Below are 16,084 nucleotides of genomic sequence, written 5' to 3'. Positions count from 1 at the left end.
TCCTTTCGCTTATCGAGCGCGCTTCGTAACGAAGTCTTCTACTCGATCGAGCGCTTCTAATACGCGTTTTAATTCAGTTGCATAGGATAATCGTACGTAATCGTCTTGTCCGAAGCCAGAACCAGGCACGAGTGCCACATTTGCTTCTTCAAGAACAGCTTCACACCAAGCATCGACGGTGTCATAGCCACTCTCTGTGGCCGCGACCTTCGCGTTGGCATATAAGTAAAATGCACCTTGCGGCTTCAAACACGTGATGCCAGGAATTTTGACGAGACGGTCGTAGACGATTTCAAGTCGTTCCTCGAACGATTGACGCATCATTTCCACATCTTCTTGTGGTCCATTGTACGCCTCTACCGCAGCCGCTTGTGCGACAGATGTCGGGTTGGATGTCGAGTGTGAGGCCAAGTTCGTCATCGCCCCGATGATTTTTGCGTCCCCAACGGCATATCCGATTCGCCAACCTGTCATCGCGTGAGATTTCGAGACACCATTGATAATGATGGTGCGTTCACGCATATTCGGAAGGGTCGCAATCGATACGAACGACGCATCACCGTAAATCAATTTTTCATAAATCTCATCACTGACGACGAGAAGATTGTGGCGAAGAACGACATCGGCGAGTGCCTGTAGCTCTTCTTTCGTATAAATCATTCCCGTCGGATTGGATGGGCTGTTTAAGATGACTGCCTTCGTACGAGCAGTGATCGCACTCTCGAGTTGCGTTGGCGTCAATTTAAATGATGTCTCTTCATTCGTGTCGACCAAGACAGGTTCCCCGTCCGCCAATTTGATTTGTTCCGGGTAACTGACCCAGTATGGGGCTGGGACAATCACTTCGTCCCCTTCATCTAGAATAGCTTGGAACAAAGCGTAAAGGGCATGTTTCGCACCTGAAGCCACCATCACCTCGTTGCGTTCGAACGACAATCCACTATCGCGTTTCGTCTTTTCAATGATGGCATCTTTCAACGCGACTGTCCCGCCAGATGGCGTGTATTTTGTGTCTCCATCTCGAGCGGCTTGACAAGCAGCATCGATGATTCGTTCTGGTGTGTTGAAATCAGGTTCACCCGCGCCGAGACCAATAACATCTTTGCCTGAAGCTTTCAGTGCCTTCGCCTTAGCTGTGATCGCCAAGGTAGTCGATGGCGTGAGTTGTTTTACACGTTTCGCTAATAGATGTTCCATCATAATCCCCCTCTAATTCATTACATTTGATCGGTCAATTGGACCCGTCGAATAAATTCTCCGGTCTGAAGCGTATAGTACGAATACGTATAAGACGCATCCGCTTTCGTGACCACTTCGATGAGTGCCCGTTCGTCAAAACCAATCTTACAGCTGACCAGTTGTCCGCCTGTCTCCTCAACCGACTTCGAACAGACGTCAGTAGCGTCCACTTCACCGATTTCTCGTTGCTCGATCTCCAGCTTTTTATCCAATGGGACAAACCAAATGGACTTCCCGTCTACTTCTGGGAAGACGACATATGCCTCTGTCCCATTGAACAGTTCTCCCTGACCCACTCTCGCGTCTGGAGATTCTTCAGCCAATCGTGCCATCGCCGTTTCGACGAGCTTTTCTTTTTGATTCTCTGTATGACCGATGGTGAATCGATACATCACGCTAAAGACAAGGACGACACCAATCAGTGCCGCCAGTAATGAGACGATCCATTTTGCCTTTCTGGTCATTCTGTACGATAGATGGTGAAGACCATCTCTTCCTTCTTCGGATCATTCACTTTCTTCTCAAGTGACAAACCGAACATTAAATCCTGACTCTTTAAGGTCCGATTCAATAAGTCGACAATTTTGTAGACGTCCGCAGTCGGTTCGATGCGCACGCTCGCCAGCGTCTCAATATTCGAGTTCATATTGACTCCTCCTCTAAAAACACTATACGTATCATTATAAAACGATAATATCGTGATGCCTAGCGTTATCTGTCATTTCGTGCCACAGACTTTTCCTTCTCGTCTAAGAACAACTCTAACTCGGATAACGACGTTTCAAGCGTTCCTTCAATCCGGTCAACTTTAGGCAAGCTGTTGATGAACTGTTTGCCGTAACGTGTCGTCTCCACACGCCGGTCGAATACGAAGACGGCACCATAATCCCCTTTCGATCGAATCAATCGACCGACACCTTGTTTGAAGCGAATGACCGCTTGGGGCAGGGATAACTCAAAGAACGGTGATTTCCCCATCGCTTCAATTTTCTCAGAACGAGCTTGCATGATGGGCTGGTCGGGCGGTGCGAAGGGAAGTCTTACAATGACAAGGCATGTCAACGCCTCCCCCGGAATATCGACACCTTCCCAAAAGCTAGCTGTTCCAAAGAGAATCGACTGTTCCATCCGTTTGAACTGTTTCGTCAAGCGGCTACGTGAGCCACCGCTCACACCTTGTGCGAGAAGTGTATAAGACGGGTCAAGATGGTCTTTGACTTGTTCATAAGTGAGTCGAAGCAATTCGTTCGATGTGAACAAGACGAGCATCCTTCCTTTCGTCACGTTCGCGATTTGGACAATCGACTGGGCCGTCTGATCGACGAACTGAGGGAGCGGCACTTCATTGATCAACGGGAAGTCCGACGGTACAAACAGTTTGGCCTGTTCTTTGAAGTTGAATGGCGACGGTAAGACGACTCTTCGGACCGGTTCTCCTTCTAATCCGAGGCGTCGTTCCATAAAGCTGAACTTCCCTGAGACCGTCATCGTCGCTGATGTTAAGATTGTCGGTCGCTTCTTAAACAGACGTTCATGCAACAGCGGTCCGATTTCGACCGGTTGCGTGTACACCGAGGTTAATTTCCGATTTCCTAAATTCAGTTCGACCCAGCTGACCGCATCATCGTCACGCGTCAACATCGTCTCATAGATGACACTCTCGAGTTCGCGCACGTCTCCAATCAACGTTTTTAAATCACCGAGAAGGGCGCGCTGTTTAAACGTCATATGTTCTTTACGTTCATCGAGCAGTCGATGGAGATGTCGGAGTGACGTCCGCAACGTTCTCAGTTTGTCCTCGAGTCGATTGGCCACTTCTCGAATTGGTCTAAACGTTGCCCCTTCCCGTTCGAAACGAACCGTTTGTCGAGGTTCTTTTTTCTTACCTAACGATTGAAGGGAAGTCAGAAGATCTTCGAGTTCTTCTTCGACCCGAGCGAGGGCCGAATCAATTTGTTGACTGAATGCCTCGGCCTCTTCGGTTACGGATGTCAAATCGGCTAACTGGATGATGCGAGAATGGAATTTGCCATCCGCTCCGTAGCCGAACCATTTGAAGAGGCGGTCAAATTGAATCGCATCAAATGTCACACCGAAATGATGCGAGGCCACTTCCTCGACTTGATGGGCCTCATCTAATACGAGAGGCGTGTCCGTCGGTAAAATGCCTGCCTGATGCTGTAAGTCCGAGAACAGTAAGGCATGATTGGTCACAATCAGGTCCGCTTCTTTCGAGCGCAACACGGCTTTCGTGAAAAAGTCACGGCTATACCACGGATCGAACCGTCCAAAATCACTTGAAGCATCTGCTTGAATCAAACGCTTGAACGAAGCGGGTCCTTGTGTCGCTGAGCCCGGAAATGAAAGTTCCTCTAAGTCCCCGGTCTCGGTCTCAGTGAGCCAGACGAGCACCATCGCTTTACACATCGATGCCAAAAGACCATCATTCGATTCGTCGAGCACCATCTCGAACTTGCGTAAATCGATATAATTGCGTCTTCCTTTCAACAACGTGAATTCAATCTCAGGAAAAATCTGACGAAGCACGGGCAAGTCTCGATTTAACAACTGTTCCTGCAATTGAATGGTATGCGTACTAATGACGACCGGTCGTTTCGTCTCGAGGGCATGGTGGGCACTCGGAATCAAGTACGCAAGCGTTTTACCCGTTCCCGTACCCGCCTCGACTAACAATGTTTCCTCATCGTCTAGCGCTTTATAGACGTGACGCATCATTTCGAATTGACTCTGTCTCGGTTCAAACTGATCAAACAGTGAAGGGAGCGTCTCTTCAATCGTCCGCAAAAGGAACGGCTCGAACGGTTCACGTTCTGTCGCCGGAACGAACGCATCCACCGGTCGTCGTAACGCAATTTTACGATGGATATCAAAACGGGTTTCGTCGTCTGGACGAATCCCGACCTCAAGGATGATCTCATCGAGTAACGGTTCGATATGACTCGTCCATGATTCAGATAACTCTCGAAGTCGTTTCAGCGTCACCATCGGTAAATCGCGCAAACGGTCGAGCATCCGAATGAAGAGCTCTGCCGTCGCCTCTGCATCACTGAGTGCCCGATGTGCGTCTGTATGTACGAGGTCAAACGTATCCGATAGCGCTTCTAACGCATGACTCTCTAAAGTCGGATACAGAATACGGGCCAATTCGACTGTATCAATGGCTCTCCCTTGAAACGCAAGGTAACCCGCTTGTTCAAGACTCTCGTTTAAAAAAGTTAAATCAAATGCGACGTTATGCGCGACAAATACCCGTCCATCTAGCATTTTCCAAATGTCGGGAATCACATCTTCAAATGTAGGTGCGTCACTTACATCTTCGTCACTAATCGTTGTCAATTGCGTAATAAAAGGTGGGATTGGTCGACTCGGTCGAATCAAGGTGCTGTAGCGTTCAATCACTTCGCCCTCTTGTACGACGACCGCCGCAAACTCAATCAGTTCATCTCCGGACTTTACGGAATGACCCGTTGTCTCTAAATCCACAATCACATACGTGTCCATAACATCCATCCCATCTTTGGCACGCTCGTGCTTTCTGTCTGTCTCATCTTACCATAGAACGAATAACGAAAAAACGGGGATGCCTCTGCCGACACCCCCGAATCCTTTACAAAATTGTATGAGCAATCTCTTCGTAAAGAAGTTGATCGACCTCATTTTGTTCATTCAACACGGCTACTTTTGGACGATGCGTTTTCGCCTCTTCCGCTGTCATTTGACCGTACGCCATGATGATGACCACATCACCGACCTGGAAATGACGTGCTGCCGCACCGTTCAAACAAATCACGCCTGACCCACGTTCCCCTTTGATGACATACGTCTCGATGCGAGCACCATTATGGTTGTTCGTGATGTGTACATGTTCATTCTCCATGATGCCGACCGCATCCATTAAATCCTCATCGATTGTAATCGAACCGACGTAGTGTAAGTTTGCTTCTGTCACTGTTGCTTTATGAAGCTTTGCGTGCATAAATGTACGAATCATTGGATTCATCCCTTCTTCCAAATCACATTATCAATCAATCGGGCCCGTTCAAACTGAATGGCCACTGCTAACAAGAGTTCAGTCGAGTCGCTCGAGACGGCACCGAGCGTCGGATAATCGACAAGCTCGACGTAATCGATTTGACTGTTCGGAATCTCGTCCAAACGTTCAATCAGCTGTCGTTTTACTTCATCAACTTGTTGACCTGCATCGAGTGCCTCTCGCGCCATCGTCAATGCGCTGAAGATCCGACTCGCCTCTACCGTTTCGATATCTGACAAGTAGACGTTTCGAGAAGATTTGGCTAGTCCTGTCTCCTCACGAATAATCGGGCAGCGTCGAATCTCTACCGGTACGAAATAATCTCGGACATATCCTTCAATCAATGCCACTTGTTGGGCATCCTTTAGACCGAAATAAGCGCGTGTCGGTTGAACAAGGTTAAATAATTTCGAGACGATTGTCAACACACCATCAAAATGGCCGGGACGACTCGCCCCACATAATACGTCCGCCCCGTGACGAACGGTCACGCGGGCCATATCAAGGGGATACATCGTCTCCGTCGTCGGATAGAACAGGACATCGACTCCCGCTTCACGTGCCAACTTCTCATCCCGTTCAAAGTCACGGGGATAACGGTCGAGATCTTCATTCGGTCCGAACTGTGTCGGATTGACAAAAATACTCATGACGACGACGTCATTTTCCCGTCGCGCGTTTTCAACGAGGCTCATATGTCCTTCATGCAAATATCCCATCGTCGGCACGAACCCAATCGTTTGATCCATTGGTAAAGCACTACGTAATTCTTCGACGGTCGATACAATTCTCATCATTTTCCTCCATACAACGAGTCGAGCAACGACTCATCCATTGTGAACGTATGACGTTCTTGTGGGAAGTGACCGTTCTTCGTCTCTTCGACATAAGAGCGGATGGCATCCGTCGCCACTTCATTCAAGTCTGCATACGCTTGGACAAATTTAGGGAGACGGTCCACCCCATATTTCAATACGTCATGATAGACGAGCACTTGGCCGTCGACATCTGCACCTGCACCGATTCCGATGACAGGAATCGTCAACTCTTCTGCGATCCGTTTTGCCAATTGATGAGGGACACACTCAAGGACGAGCATCTTCGCGCCAGCACGTTCAGCAGCCAAGCTGTCTTGAAGGAGTGTCTCGGCAGCCTCAAGGGATTTCCCTTGTACTTTATATCCTTCTAGGACGCCAACCGATTGAGGGGTCAACCCTAAATGGGCGACACATGGCATGCCGACTTGTGTCAAACGCTCAATCGTCTGAAGCACGTCACCGGCACCTTCTAGTTTAATGGCATCCGCACGACCTTCTTGGAATAAGCGCGATGCTGCCTGTAACGTTCGATCGAAGTCTCCGTGATATGACGCAAACGGCATATCCACCACAACGAACGTATGTTGTGCTCCTCGGCGTACGGCTTTCGAATGATGAAGCATGTCCTCCATCGTCACTGGAATCGTCGAATCATAACCAAGGACGACCATTCCGAGTGAATCACCTACTAAAATCAAATCGACCCCTGCCGATTCGGCAAGTTTGGCTGACGGATAATCATACGCCGTCAACATGACGAGCTTTTCCTGCTCGTTCATCTTTTTTAACAATGTAGTCATCGTGTGCATCTGTTTCTCCTCCTAAACGTGGAGACAGGAAAGAATAAACGCCCTCTTACACAGATGGCAAGAAGGCGCACGAAAAACAAATTCATGGTTTTCATGAGTTAGTGTCCTTCTGTCCCTGTCATAATGATCAAGGCAGACAACTGAATGTGACAGTCTGCAAGCGCGGTACACTTCAAAACTTGATAGCGTCCGACACATTAAGTATAGTCGATGGTCTCGCTTTCATCAATCATTCCACACTGCAATCTCAGCAGAATAGACCGGTTCGACCGTTCCATCCACTTCGAGTAGTAGCGCCCCCTCGTCCGAGATGCCACGCATGACACCTGTTCGCGACGTTCGGGACCCACTCAAGGTGACCGACTCATTTAAATAGGCGGCATGTTTCAACCAGTTCAAGCGAACGGGCGCAAATCCCACGTCAAGGAACCGATCGTATTCGGTCTCGAGTTCTGCCAACAGTTCTGCCAATAACTCACTACGATGATACCGCGTCCTGGTCTCTAAATACAGGGAGGTCGCCCGGTGCGCCAACTCCGTCGGAATGTCATCGCCGTTGACGTTCATTCCGAACCCTAAAATGACGGCTTGGATGCGGTCACCTTCCGTTTGCATTTCTGTCAGAATGCCTCCGATTTTCTTGCCATTTAGCAGTAGATCGTTTGGCCATTTGATGGTCACGTCAAGGTCACGCGCATTCAACGCTTTCGCAAACGCACTCGCCGCCATCAAGGTAAGCTTTGATGCGTCGCGAATGGGTAACTCCGGCCTTAAAATCACACTTGCCGCGATATTGACGTGCTTCGGATTGTACCAATTGCGACCGAGTTGTCCGCGCCCTGCCGTCTGTTCCTCGCTCATGACGAGCGTCCCCTCTGGCACGTGTTGTTGCGCCAGCTCATGGGCGATTCGTTGTGTCGTGTCGATTTGGTCAAACGCATGGACGATTTGACCGAACCGTCCCTTCCGATATGACGCAAACGCTGGTTCATCGAATCGGTCACTTTGTTCAAGCAATTGATATCCTTTTCTTGGGATTGTATGAATCGCATAGCCGTCTTGCTTAAGCGTTTCGATATGTTTCCAAATAGCGGTACGTGAAATATTTAATTGGCGTGCCAACTCTTGACCACTCCATACTTCACCATCTTGTAATAGCGTCAGAACACGCCCGCGCGTTGAAGCCATCGTTTCGCCTCCTCTTTCAATACTGTCTCATGGTTCGGTAACTCGTTTAAGATGACGCGTCGTTCGAGGTCGGCTAACAGATGCTTGATCGCTTCCCCTCGTGCCCCGAGCGCTAAGGCGTCCCGGCCGTTAAACTTTAACTCTTTCCTTGACGTCATCGGGAGCGACTGTTTCAGTTCACGGCTTCGGTCTCTCTCCCCGTTCATTCGGAAATAAGTGGAGAGCGTCTGTTCATCCGTCGCATAAATCGTCATCCGGTCAAGCCCCGTATCACAGAGCTGTGCAAGTGTGCGTGCCTCTCGCTTGATGGCGTTCGACCGTTTCCATGGCGACAGCCAACCGTCATCCTGTGCATGATAGAGAAAGAGTGCCCACCCGCTGACCGCGTTCACAGGGGTCCGAGTGTCCTCTTGGACACGCTGCATCAGTTCGGTCGTCACGTTTGGTAAATGACGATGAATGCCGAGCTCGACCATCTCACCTAGTGCTTTCTTGTACGCAGGTCCCGTCAACAGTTTCTCAAATTCGATGGCGATACGCTCCATCGCAATCTGTTCGAGCTTATGACCGAGCCCGCTCGCCGCTTCCCGCAACTCGTCATGTAAGGTGAAGTCGAGCTGTGACATGAAGCGAAGCGCGCGCATGATGCGAAGCGCGTCCTCTCCGAACCGTTCAAACGGACTGCCGACTGTTCGGATGATTCGTTCCTCTAAATCATGTTGGCCACCGAATAAATCGACCACTCGCCCATCATGGAACGCCATCGCGTTCATCGTGAAGTCCCTTCGTAATAGATCCTCTTCAAGCGACACCCCGAGTGCGACATGGTCCGGTCGTCTCGAATCCGAATATGACCCTTCTGAACGGAATGTCGTCACTTCGAACGGATGGTGGTCGAGAATGACCGTGACGGTCCCATGTTCAATACCGGTCGGAACCGACTTCGGGAACAGCGCCATCACCTCCTCCGGGAAGAGGGACGTCGCCAAATCGATATCATCGGGCAGACTCCCGAGCACGTAATCCCGAACAGCACCACCGACGATATACGCCTCGCCCCCATGCTGTTCGATGGTGTCGATGATTTGTTTTGCGTATTCCCATTCTGTCATGATGTCACCACCTGTTCATACAAGCGCTCATATTCGGTCACGATGTCTTGTGAGGCGAAACGCCGGGACTTCACCAATCCATTTTGTCGGAACCGTTCTCGTAGCGAACGATCGGTCAAGAGCCGCTCCATCGCAGAGGCGGCCTGGCTCGCATCCCCTTTTGGAACGACGAAACCGTCCTCACCGTCCGTGATCACTTCAGGTAGCCCGCCCGCATCGCTCACGACAGAGGGCACACCTGTCGCCATTGCCTCGAGCGCTACGAGACCGAACGCCTCCTTGTCTGACAACAGGACGTGAACGTCACTGATTGCTAGAAGTGCGGCGACTTGTTCTTGTTTCCCGGCAAAGATGACCTGCTCTTCAAGCCCCATCTCCGTCACGAGTCGACGCATCGCACCCATGAGCGGACCGTCTCCGACGAGCAATAGTTTCTTATTCGGCACATCCATCTGATCGAACGCTTCAAGGACGAGGTCGACGCGTTTGACAGGACGGAAGTTTGAAATGTGGATGGCGACCCGGTCCTCATCCGACAAGCCATACCGTTCCCGGAGTGTCGGGTCGAGTTGAGGCGTATACACCGATTCATCGATGAAGTTATGGATGACTTGGATCGGTAAATCACTGGCAATCCGCTCTTCTGTCTCTCGTTTCAAACTATGCGAGACCGCCGTGATCGCGTTTGATTGACGCAATCCATAAAGAATGGCCGGTTTCAGTTCCTCGTCCTCACCGAGCACGGTAATATCGGTCCCGTGTAACGTCGACACAATCGGAGTCTTCACTCCCGCCATCTCGCGACCAAGCGCGGCACAAACGGCATGCGGTACGGCATAGTGTGCATGGATGACATCAAGCCCGAACGATTGGATGACGCTTGCGATTTTCGCTGAGAGCGTCATGTCGTACGGCGGATACCGAAAGACCGAATATTGATTGATTTCGACTTGATGGAACGTGATATTCGGGTGATAGGCGTTCAAACGAAACGGCATGCTGCTCGTAATGAAATGAACGTCATGTCCTCGGTCAGCAAGCTTCATGCCGAGCTCTGTCGCCAATATCCCAGAGCCTCCGACCGATGGATAACACAGAATCCCAATCCGATATGTCATGCGAGCTCACCTGCCTGTTTTACGACATACGGTCGAACGCGCTTCAAGCCTTCCGCATAAGCGACGCCAATCAAGCTCCCAAAATGGCGTTCACGGGCGATGACCCGTTCCACGTACGCATCGGTGAGCGGTGTCTTCACCCCATCGACAGGGGTGAACTGACTCGCGTAACATTGAAGCGCCCGTGTCTTCACTTCGATCGTGTCACTAATATCCACGCACACATCCGGTTCGACGTGAGCATTGATCATATATTGGTACACACTTTCCGGACGATATGCCTCGAGTTCGGGTAAGTACTTTCGAATCCCGGCATTAAACAGCGCCTCTGTCACGAGATGGGCGCAGGCCGCATGGTCCGGATGGCGGTCGACTTCATATGGATAGAGCAAGTGGGTTGGGCGCTCACGGCGAATCAAGGAGACGATTGCCTCGAGCTGCTCTTCTCCCCCGTCAATCCCCCGGTCTTTAAATCCTAGATTGATTCGACGGACACCAAGCACGTCATCAGCCGCACTTGCCTCCTGTCGTCTCGTTTCTACATCACCATTTGAAGAAAGTTCCGCTCTCGTCAAATCGACGTACACGACCTCAGTCTTCTCTTTCGTCCATTGGGCGGTCATGCCGGCGATCCCGATTTCGATATCGTCCGGATGTGCCCCGATGGCTACTACTTTCATCTACATCACCTCTTCTTTGAAAAGTATAGCCGACTCGTTTCTGAATGTCATATGTTCAGGGTAGTCAATCGAACTGTTTTTCGAGTACTCTATCTAAGGGGAGGTGAACCTGATGACGGTACAATTACCGATTCGTGTTCGAAATATTATTTTTATCTTAATAGGTTCTTTTATTTTTGCATTCGGCGTTTATCACTTCAACGTCCAAAACAATTTGGCCGAGGGTGGGTTCACCGGGATCACATTGATTCTCCGCGGACTATTTGATATCTCACCTTCTGTCACGAACTTGGCACTAAACATCCCGCTCTTTTTCATGAGTTACAAGTTGTTAGGTCGAACGACTTTCGTTTATACACTAATCGGGACGTTCTCCTTTTCACTTTGGTACGCACTCATCGCCAAGTATTCGACGCTCGTCATCGACTTGACGGATGACATGGTGCTCGCCAGTTTGTTCGCCGGTCTCTTCATCGGAGTCGGTCTTGGCATCATCTTTAACAATGGCGGGACGACGGGCGGCGTCGATATCATCGCACGACTCGTACAACGCTATATCGGATGGTCGATTGGGAAGACGTTTCTCATCTTTGACTTCTTTGTCATCGTCCTCAGTTTGACATACCTCGACATTCGTGAGGCGATGTACACACTCCTCGCCGTCTATATCGGGGCACGCGTCATCGACTCGATGCAAGAAGGAACGTATGCCGGTAAAGCGGCGATGATCATCAGTGACCACCGCACTGCCATTGCGGATGGCATTCATGCGACGATGAACCGCGGCACGACCCGACTGCTCGCGAAAGGCGGTTATTCGAACCGAGAACTCGAGGTCTTATATGTCGTCGTCGGCCGTAACGAAGTGAACCGTTTGAAGACAATCGTCAAACAGATCGACCCGCATGCGTTCGTCACGTTCCATCACGTGTATGAAGTCGGGGGCGAAGGGTTTACGTTCGATGAAAATCGGATGCCTTTGAAATAAGCAAAAAAATCGCCTCGTTCATAGGGATGAACGGGCGATTTTTTATGGTTCGATGTGGAGCACCTCGACTTGAATCGTACCTCCTGGCGTTTCCACTTGAATCGTTTGCCCCATTGTCGCCCCCATCAAACGACGACCGAGTGGCGATGTCACGGAGATGCTTCCTCGTTCTAGATCTGCTTCTGCCTCGCTCACGATTCGATAGCGCTCGGTCTCTTCTTGTTGCACTTCCCGAATCACGACCCGATTTCCGAACGTCACGACTTCAGACTGAACGGATTCGACGATGGTCGCGTCGTCAAGGAGGTGATTCAGTTCTAATATATCCGCCTCGATCCGCTCATATTGACGTACCGCTTCAGTGTAGGTGACGTCTTCGCGGAAATCACAAAACTTTCGAGCTGTCCGCAACCGTTCACGCGCATCCGTCCGCTCTCTTCTTAGCATCACAAGTCGATCTGTCAATTGGTGATGACCCGTCTCGGTCAGCTTCGGTTTCATTGACAACATTTCCTTTCAACAAAAAATAAAAAAATCCCGCCTACCGACGGGATTCCATTCAATCCTATTCCTCACGTGGCATAAAGACGATGAGTGCCAAACGAATGAGTTCGGCAACCGCAACGAGCGTTGCAGCAACGTAAGTCCAAGCCGCGGCATTCAACACTTTACGTGCACCAGTCTCTTCTGTCGCCGTCACGATTCCGTGAGACGTCAATTGCGCCATCGCTCGTTTCGATGCATCGAACTCGACCGGTAACGTGATCAACTGGAACACGACCGCCCCGAGCATCATGATGACACCGAGTTGAGCCAACCCGAGTGCCCCGAATAAGAAACCACCGAGCAACAATGGGAACGACAAGTTCGACGTGATGTTGACGACCGGAACAAGGCTGTGGCGGACGCGCATCATCTTATAGTCTGTCGCATCTTGAATGACGTGACCGATCTCGTGCGCAGCGATCGCGGCAGACGAGATTGTCGACCCTTGATACACTTCGCGAGACAAACGAACGACTTTATTGACCGGGTCATAGTGGTCGCTCATGAGTCCGTCGACCATTTCGATTCTCACGTTGTGCACACCGTTTTGTTTCATGATGAAATCAGCGACCTGTGCACCTGTGACACCGCTTTGGAGCGGTTGTTTCAAAAACTGCTTATACGTACTTTTCACTCGCATCTGGGCCCATAAGGGGATGAGCATGATCAGTGCAAGATAGAAAATATAGCCACCTAATGACATTTTCTATTTCACCTCTGCATGTATTTGATAATTTGATTTTACATTCTTATGACCTTATTTTCAAGCGATGGACGTAGTACGAAGGCATATCCCATAAAAAAACATAATCCGGTTAGCCAGAAAGAGCCGTAGCCGATCCACATGATATGTTCCGCGAGTGACGGATAGCGCGGCCATTGACCGAGCACATAATCAACTACGTCATTATGAATTACCCAAATCAATGAACAGACAAACGAAGTAATGGTCCATTTCATGAATGGTGCGTAGATGAGTGCTTGAAGCGCCATCGCACCATGAGAGACCATCAACATGACAGCCATCAAGATGGTCAAGGTCGGCGCATCCGGTGGTAACGTACCGAGATACATGATGTTCATGATTACGGCCCAGACCCCGTATTTGATCAATGTGATAAAGGCGAGCGTCTCGAACAACGGGGAGCGCTTGTTGGTTAACCAAAGTCCGAGGACAATCGTAAAGAAGAATGATGCCGTCGGACTATCCGGTACGAACAGCCAATAGATGTACGGTGTGTCACGCAATTGAGGCTCGTACCAGATATACCCGTAAATCGTCCCTCCCAAGTTGATGATCAATAAAATAGTCAATACAATCCGATGCATCAAGAACGGTTTTAAAAACATGGGGTTCATTGTCTCAATCCTTTTTCTTCAGTTTATCGTATGCGTCGTGCAGAAGTAAAAAAGTGTAGCCCGATATTCAGGCTACACTTGAAGACTTACTTGTTATTTTCGCCGCCTTCACCGTATGAAGCGATGAACTCAGACATGGCTTGGAGATCTTCATCTGAACCATCCCACTGACCAGCTGGCATCGTACCGACACCGTTGACCGCGATTTCCGCGATTTCTTCAGCCGTATACTGCGTTCCGACGAGTGCTGGAGCCGCTGCTCCACCTTCTAGGTTTTGACCGTGACAGTTGACGCAAGATTGAGCCGAATAAATCTCATATCCTGGAGCCGCTGTATCGATTTCAGGACCTTCACCTGGAATTTGAAGCTCACCTTGTGCATGAACTTGATCCCAGTGTGTCGTTTGAACAGATTCCCAAGTCAAGTAGAAGACCGAGAGAATTCCAAGTAACATGAAACTGATCGCGACTGGTCGTTTCGCCGGTCGACGCTCGAGACCTTGGTCAAGCCATGGGGCAACGAGAAGTGCCGTGAACGCCAAACCTGGAATAATGACTGTACCGAGTAAGATCCAGTCCCCAGCAGCGAATTGATATTTGAGTAATTGATACAAGAACAAGAAATACCAGTCCGGCAACGGAATGTATGACGTGTTCGTTGGATCGGCGATATTTTGAAGCGGTGGTGCCTCGACAATTGTCAAAGCGATGAATCCGATCAAGAAGACCGACCCTACCATCCACTCTTTAAGCAAGAAGTTCGGCCAGAACGCCTCTGTGCGTCCTGGGTATTCTGAATAGTCTTTTGCAATGTTTTGTTTCCGATTCGAGATTCCTACTCGAGAGTCGGTTACAAATTTCATCCCTTTACCGCGATGCATATCGTTTCTCCTCCTTTTTCTCCTCGAATCGGCTTATAGCGGTCCAGAAACCCCTTGTTTACGAATCATCAAGAAGTGGGCTCCCAACAGTCCGAACAATGCCGCCGGTAAGAAGAAGACGTGAATTGCGAAGAATCGTGCGAGTGTGCTCGCCCCGACAATCTCACCACCAGCGAGAAGTGTCTTCGCAATACCACCGATAACCGGTACACTTTCAGCGATTTGAAGCGTAACTTTTGTTGCGAACAATGCCTTCATGTCCCATGGAAGCAAGTATCCTGTGAGTCCGAGCGCCAAGACGACGAAGAACAAGAGAACACCGACGACCCAGTTGAGCTCACGTGGCTTCTTATACGATCCCGTGAAGAACACGCGGAGCGTATGTAAGAATAACATGACGATGGCTACAGATGCGCCCCAGTGGTGCATCCCACGAACGATTTGTCCGTGTGCGATCTCATTTTGCAAGTAATACACCGACGCGTGCGCGTTGATGATATCTGGTACGTAATACATCGTCAAGAACATCCCTGAAAGGATCTGGATGACGATTGTAAAGAACGTCAAACCGCCAAAACAATAGACAAATGCAGAGAAGTGATGAGCAGGGTTGACGTGTTCCGGTACTTCATGGTCTGCGATATCGCGCCAGAGCGGTGTGATGTCTACGCGTTCATCGACCCAGTCATAAATTTTTTGTAACATCGGCTAGTTCCCCCTCTCATTACTGAGCGACTGGACTACCTAAATATAGGAAGCCGTCTTTTTCTTCTTTTTCATAACGTGCAAGCGGTGCTGTCGGTGGTGTACCTGGGATGTTCGTTCCATCTTTTTCATAACGTCCCAAGTGACATGGACAGAAGAATTCTGTTGGACGAGTCGGGTCACCAGCGTAGGCCACCTGACAACCTAGGTGTGTACAAATCGGAGAAAGCGCGACAATCTCGCCACTATCTGTTTTGTAAACCCATGCTGAAAGCGTTTCTTCAAATTCATACCAAGCATCTTGTGTTTGTTTCTTAAAGTCGACACGTTGCGGCTCAGTCGTGATGTCATCAAGACTCATTACTTTTACTTTGTCGCCTGCACCGGATTTTTTCAAAACCGGATCGATCGCAAAGTTGACCATCGGACTGATCAATGTTGCCGCCATAAAGCCACCTACTCCAGTCAGTGTGTACGTTAAGAACTGACGGCGCGTGACTTTTGACCCATTTTGAGCCATTTCGTTCCCCCCTCATTCGTGTGCATAACCCCATAATTCTTTATGCATTCTTCACAAAAATTTCTCA

18 protein-coding genes are annotated in these 16,084 nt (G+C 49.7%); 1 reads left to right on the top strand and 17 read right to left on the bottom strand.

What is annotated here, in order from left to right; genetic code table 11:
* Window positions 1-9 precede the first annotated feature (9 nt).
* The 11 genes from EAT1B_RS15410 to bshB1 form a co-directional block, all read right to left on the bottom strand.
* Window positions 10-1,197: a pyridoxal phosphate-dependent aminotransferase gene (locus EAT1B_RS15410; protein ID WP_015881494.1), complete on the bottom strand. Its 1,188-nt coding sequence runs from the start codon at window positions 1,195-1,197 to the stop codon at window positions 10-12.
* A gap of 20 nt (window positions 1,198-1,217) precedes the next feature.
* Complete coding sequence (locus EAT1B_RS15405) at window positions 1,218-1,703, bottom strand: hypothetical protein (RefSeq protein ID WP_015881493.1); 486 nt, start codon at window positions 1,701-1,703, stop codon at window positions 1,218-1,220.
* A complete protein-coding gene (locus tag EAT1B_RS15400) occupies window positions 1,700-1,885 on the bottom strand; it encodes a YpmA family protein (protein WP_015881492.1) in 186 nt (61 codons plus the stop codon). The genes EAT1B_RS15405 and EAT1B_RS15400 overlap by 4 nt, the downstream gene beginning before the upstream one ends.
* Window positions 1,886-1,950: 65 nt before the next feature.
* Window positions 1,951-4,761, bottom strand: a complete 2,811-nt coding sequence (gene dinG, locus EAT1B_RS15395; protein WP_015881491.1) for an ATP-dependent DNA helicase DinG — start codon at window positions 4,759-4,761, stop codon at window positions 1,951-1,953.
* A gap of 106 nt (window positions 4,762-4,867) precedes the next feature.
* Window positions 4,868-5,251, bottom strand: coding sequence for an aspartate 1-decarboxylase (gene panD / locus EAT1B_RS15390; protein ID WP_015881490.1), 384 nt, complete (start codon window positions 5,249-5,251; stop codon window positions 4,868-4,870).
* Window positions 5,252-5,256: 5 nt separating this feature from the next.
* Window positions 5,257-6,087, bottom strand: coding sequence for a pantoate--beta-alanine ligase (panC, locus tag EAT1B_RS15385; RefSeq protein ID WP_015881489.1), 831 nt, complete (start codon window positions 6,085-6,087; stop codon window positions 5,257-5,259).
* On the bottom strand, window positions 6,087-6,920 hold the full coding sequence (panB, locus tag EAT1B_RS15380) for a 3-methyl-2-oxobutanoate hydroxymethyltransferase (protein ID WP_015881488.1): 834 nt from the start codon (window positions 6,918-6,920) through the stop codon (window positions 6,087-6,089). Before panB ends, panC begins: the two co-directional genes overlap by 1 nt.
* Window positions 6,921-7,145: 225 nt before the next feature.
* Window positions 7,146-8,108, bottom strand: a complete 963-nt coding sequence (locus EAT1B_RS15375) for a biotin--[acetyl-CoA-carboxylase] ligase (protein ID WP_015881487.1) — start codon at window positions 8,106-8,108, stop codon at window positions 7,146-7,148.
* Complete coding sequence (locus EAT1B_RS15370; protein ID WP_015881486.1) at window positions 8,081-9,220, bottom strand: CCA tRNA nucleotidyltransferase; 1,140 nt, start codon at window positions 9,218-9,220, stop codon at window positions 8,081-8,083. Before EAT1B_RS15370 ends, EAT1B_RS15375 begins: the two co-directional genes overlap by 28 nt.
* The gene (bshA, locus tag EAT1B_RS15365; protein WP_015881485.1) at window positions 9,217-10,338 is read right to left on the bottom strand and encodes an N-acetyl-alpha-D-glucosaminyl L-malate synthase BshA; all 1,122 of its coding nucleotides are present in this window, start codon (window positions 10,336-10,338) and stop codon (window positions 9,217-9,219) included. The genes EAT1B_RS15370 and bshA overlap by 4 nt, the downstream gene beginning before the upstream one ends.
* Entirely contained in the window at window positions 10,335-11,018 is a 684-nt protein-coding gene (gene bshB1, locus EAT1B_RS15360) for a bacillithiol biosynthesis deacetylase BshB1 (RefSeq protein ID WP_015881484.1), read from the bottom strand. Before bshB1 ends, bshA begins: the two co-directional genes overlap by 4 nt.
* Before the next feature lie 112 nt (window positions 11,019-11,130).
* Here bshB1 and EAT1B_RS15355 point away from each other — a divergent pair, with 112 nt between their 5' ends.
* Window positions 11,131-12,006 carry a YitT family protein gene (locus tag EAT1B_RS15355; protein ID WP_015881483.1) on the top strand — a complete coding sequence of 292 codons (876 nt, stop codon included), beginning with the start codon at window positions 11,131-11,133 and terminating at the stop codon, window positions 12,004-12,006.
* A 42-nt stretch (window positions 12,007-12,048) separates the two neighbouring features.
* On the opposite strand, the gene EAT1B_RS15350 is transcribed toward EAT1B_RS15355, so the two are convergent.
* The 6 genes from EAT1B_RS15350 to EAT1B_RS15325 all read right to left on the bottom strand — a co-directional run bounded on the left by EAT1B_RS15350 (window position 12,049) and on the right by EAT1B_RS15325 (window position 16,017).
* On the bottom strand, window positions 12,049-12,507 hold the full coding sequence (locus EAT1B_RS15350; RefSeq protein WP_015881482.1) for a GreA/GreB family elongation factor: 459 nt from the start codon (window positions 12,505-12,507) through the stop codon (window positions 12,049-12,051).
* Window positions 12,508-12,571: 64 nt separating this feature from the next.
* On the bottom strand, window positions 12,572-13,255 hold the full coding sequence (locus EAT1B_RS15345) for a zinc metallopeptidase (RefSeq protein WP_015881481.1): 684 nt from the start codon (window positions 13,253-13,255) through the stop codon (window positions 12,572-12,574).
* A 38-nt stretch (window positions 13,256-13,293) separates the two neighbouring features.
* A complete protein-coding gene (locus EAT1B_RS15340; protein ID WP_015881480.1) occupies window positions 13,294-13,911 on the bottom strand; it encodes a DUF1405 domain-containing protein in 618 nt (205 codons plus the stop codon).
* Between the two features lie 86 nt (window positions 13,912-13,997).
* Window positions 13,998-14,792, bottom strand: coding sequence for a menaquinol-cytochrome c reductase cytochrome b/c subunit (locus tag EAT1B_RS15335; protein WP_015881479.1), 795 nt, complete (start codon window positions 14,790-14,792; stop codon window positions 13,998-14,000).
* Window positions 14,793-14,825: 33 nt separating this feature from the next.
* Window positions 14,826-15,497: a menaquinol-cytochrome c reductase cytochrome b subunit gene (qcrB, locus tag EAT1B_RS15330; protein WP_015881478.1), complete on the bottom strand. Its 672-nt coding sequence runs from the start codon at window positions 15,495-15,497 to the stop codon at window positions 14,826-14,828.
* 19 nt (window positions 15,498-15,516) lie between these two features.
* Window positions 15,517-16,017: a ubiquinol-cytochrome c reductase iron-sulfur subunit gene (locus EAT1B_RS15325; protein WP_015881477.1), complete on the bottom strand. Its 501-nt coding sequence runs from the start codon at window positions 16,015-16,017 to the stop codon at window positions 15,517-15,519.
* Between the last annotated feature and the right edge of the window lie 67 nt (window positions 16,018-16,084).

Source organism: Exiguobacterium sp. AT1b (assembly GCF_000023045.1).
GTDB lineage: Bacteria > Bacillota > Bacilli > Exiguobacteriales > Exiguobacteriaceae > Exiguobacterium.
Note: the sequence above shows the minus strand (reverse complement) of the source record. Positions and strands in the feature narration are given on the sequence as shown.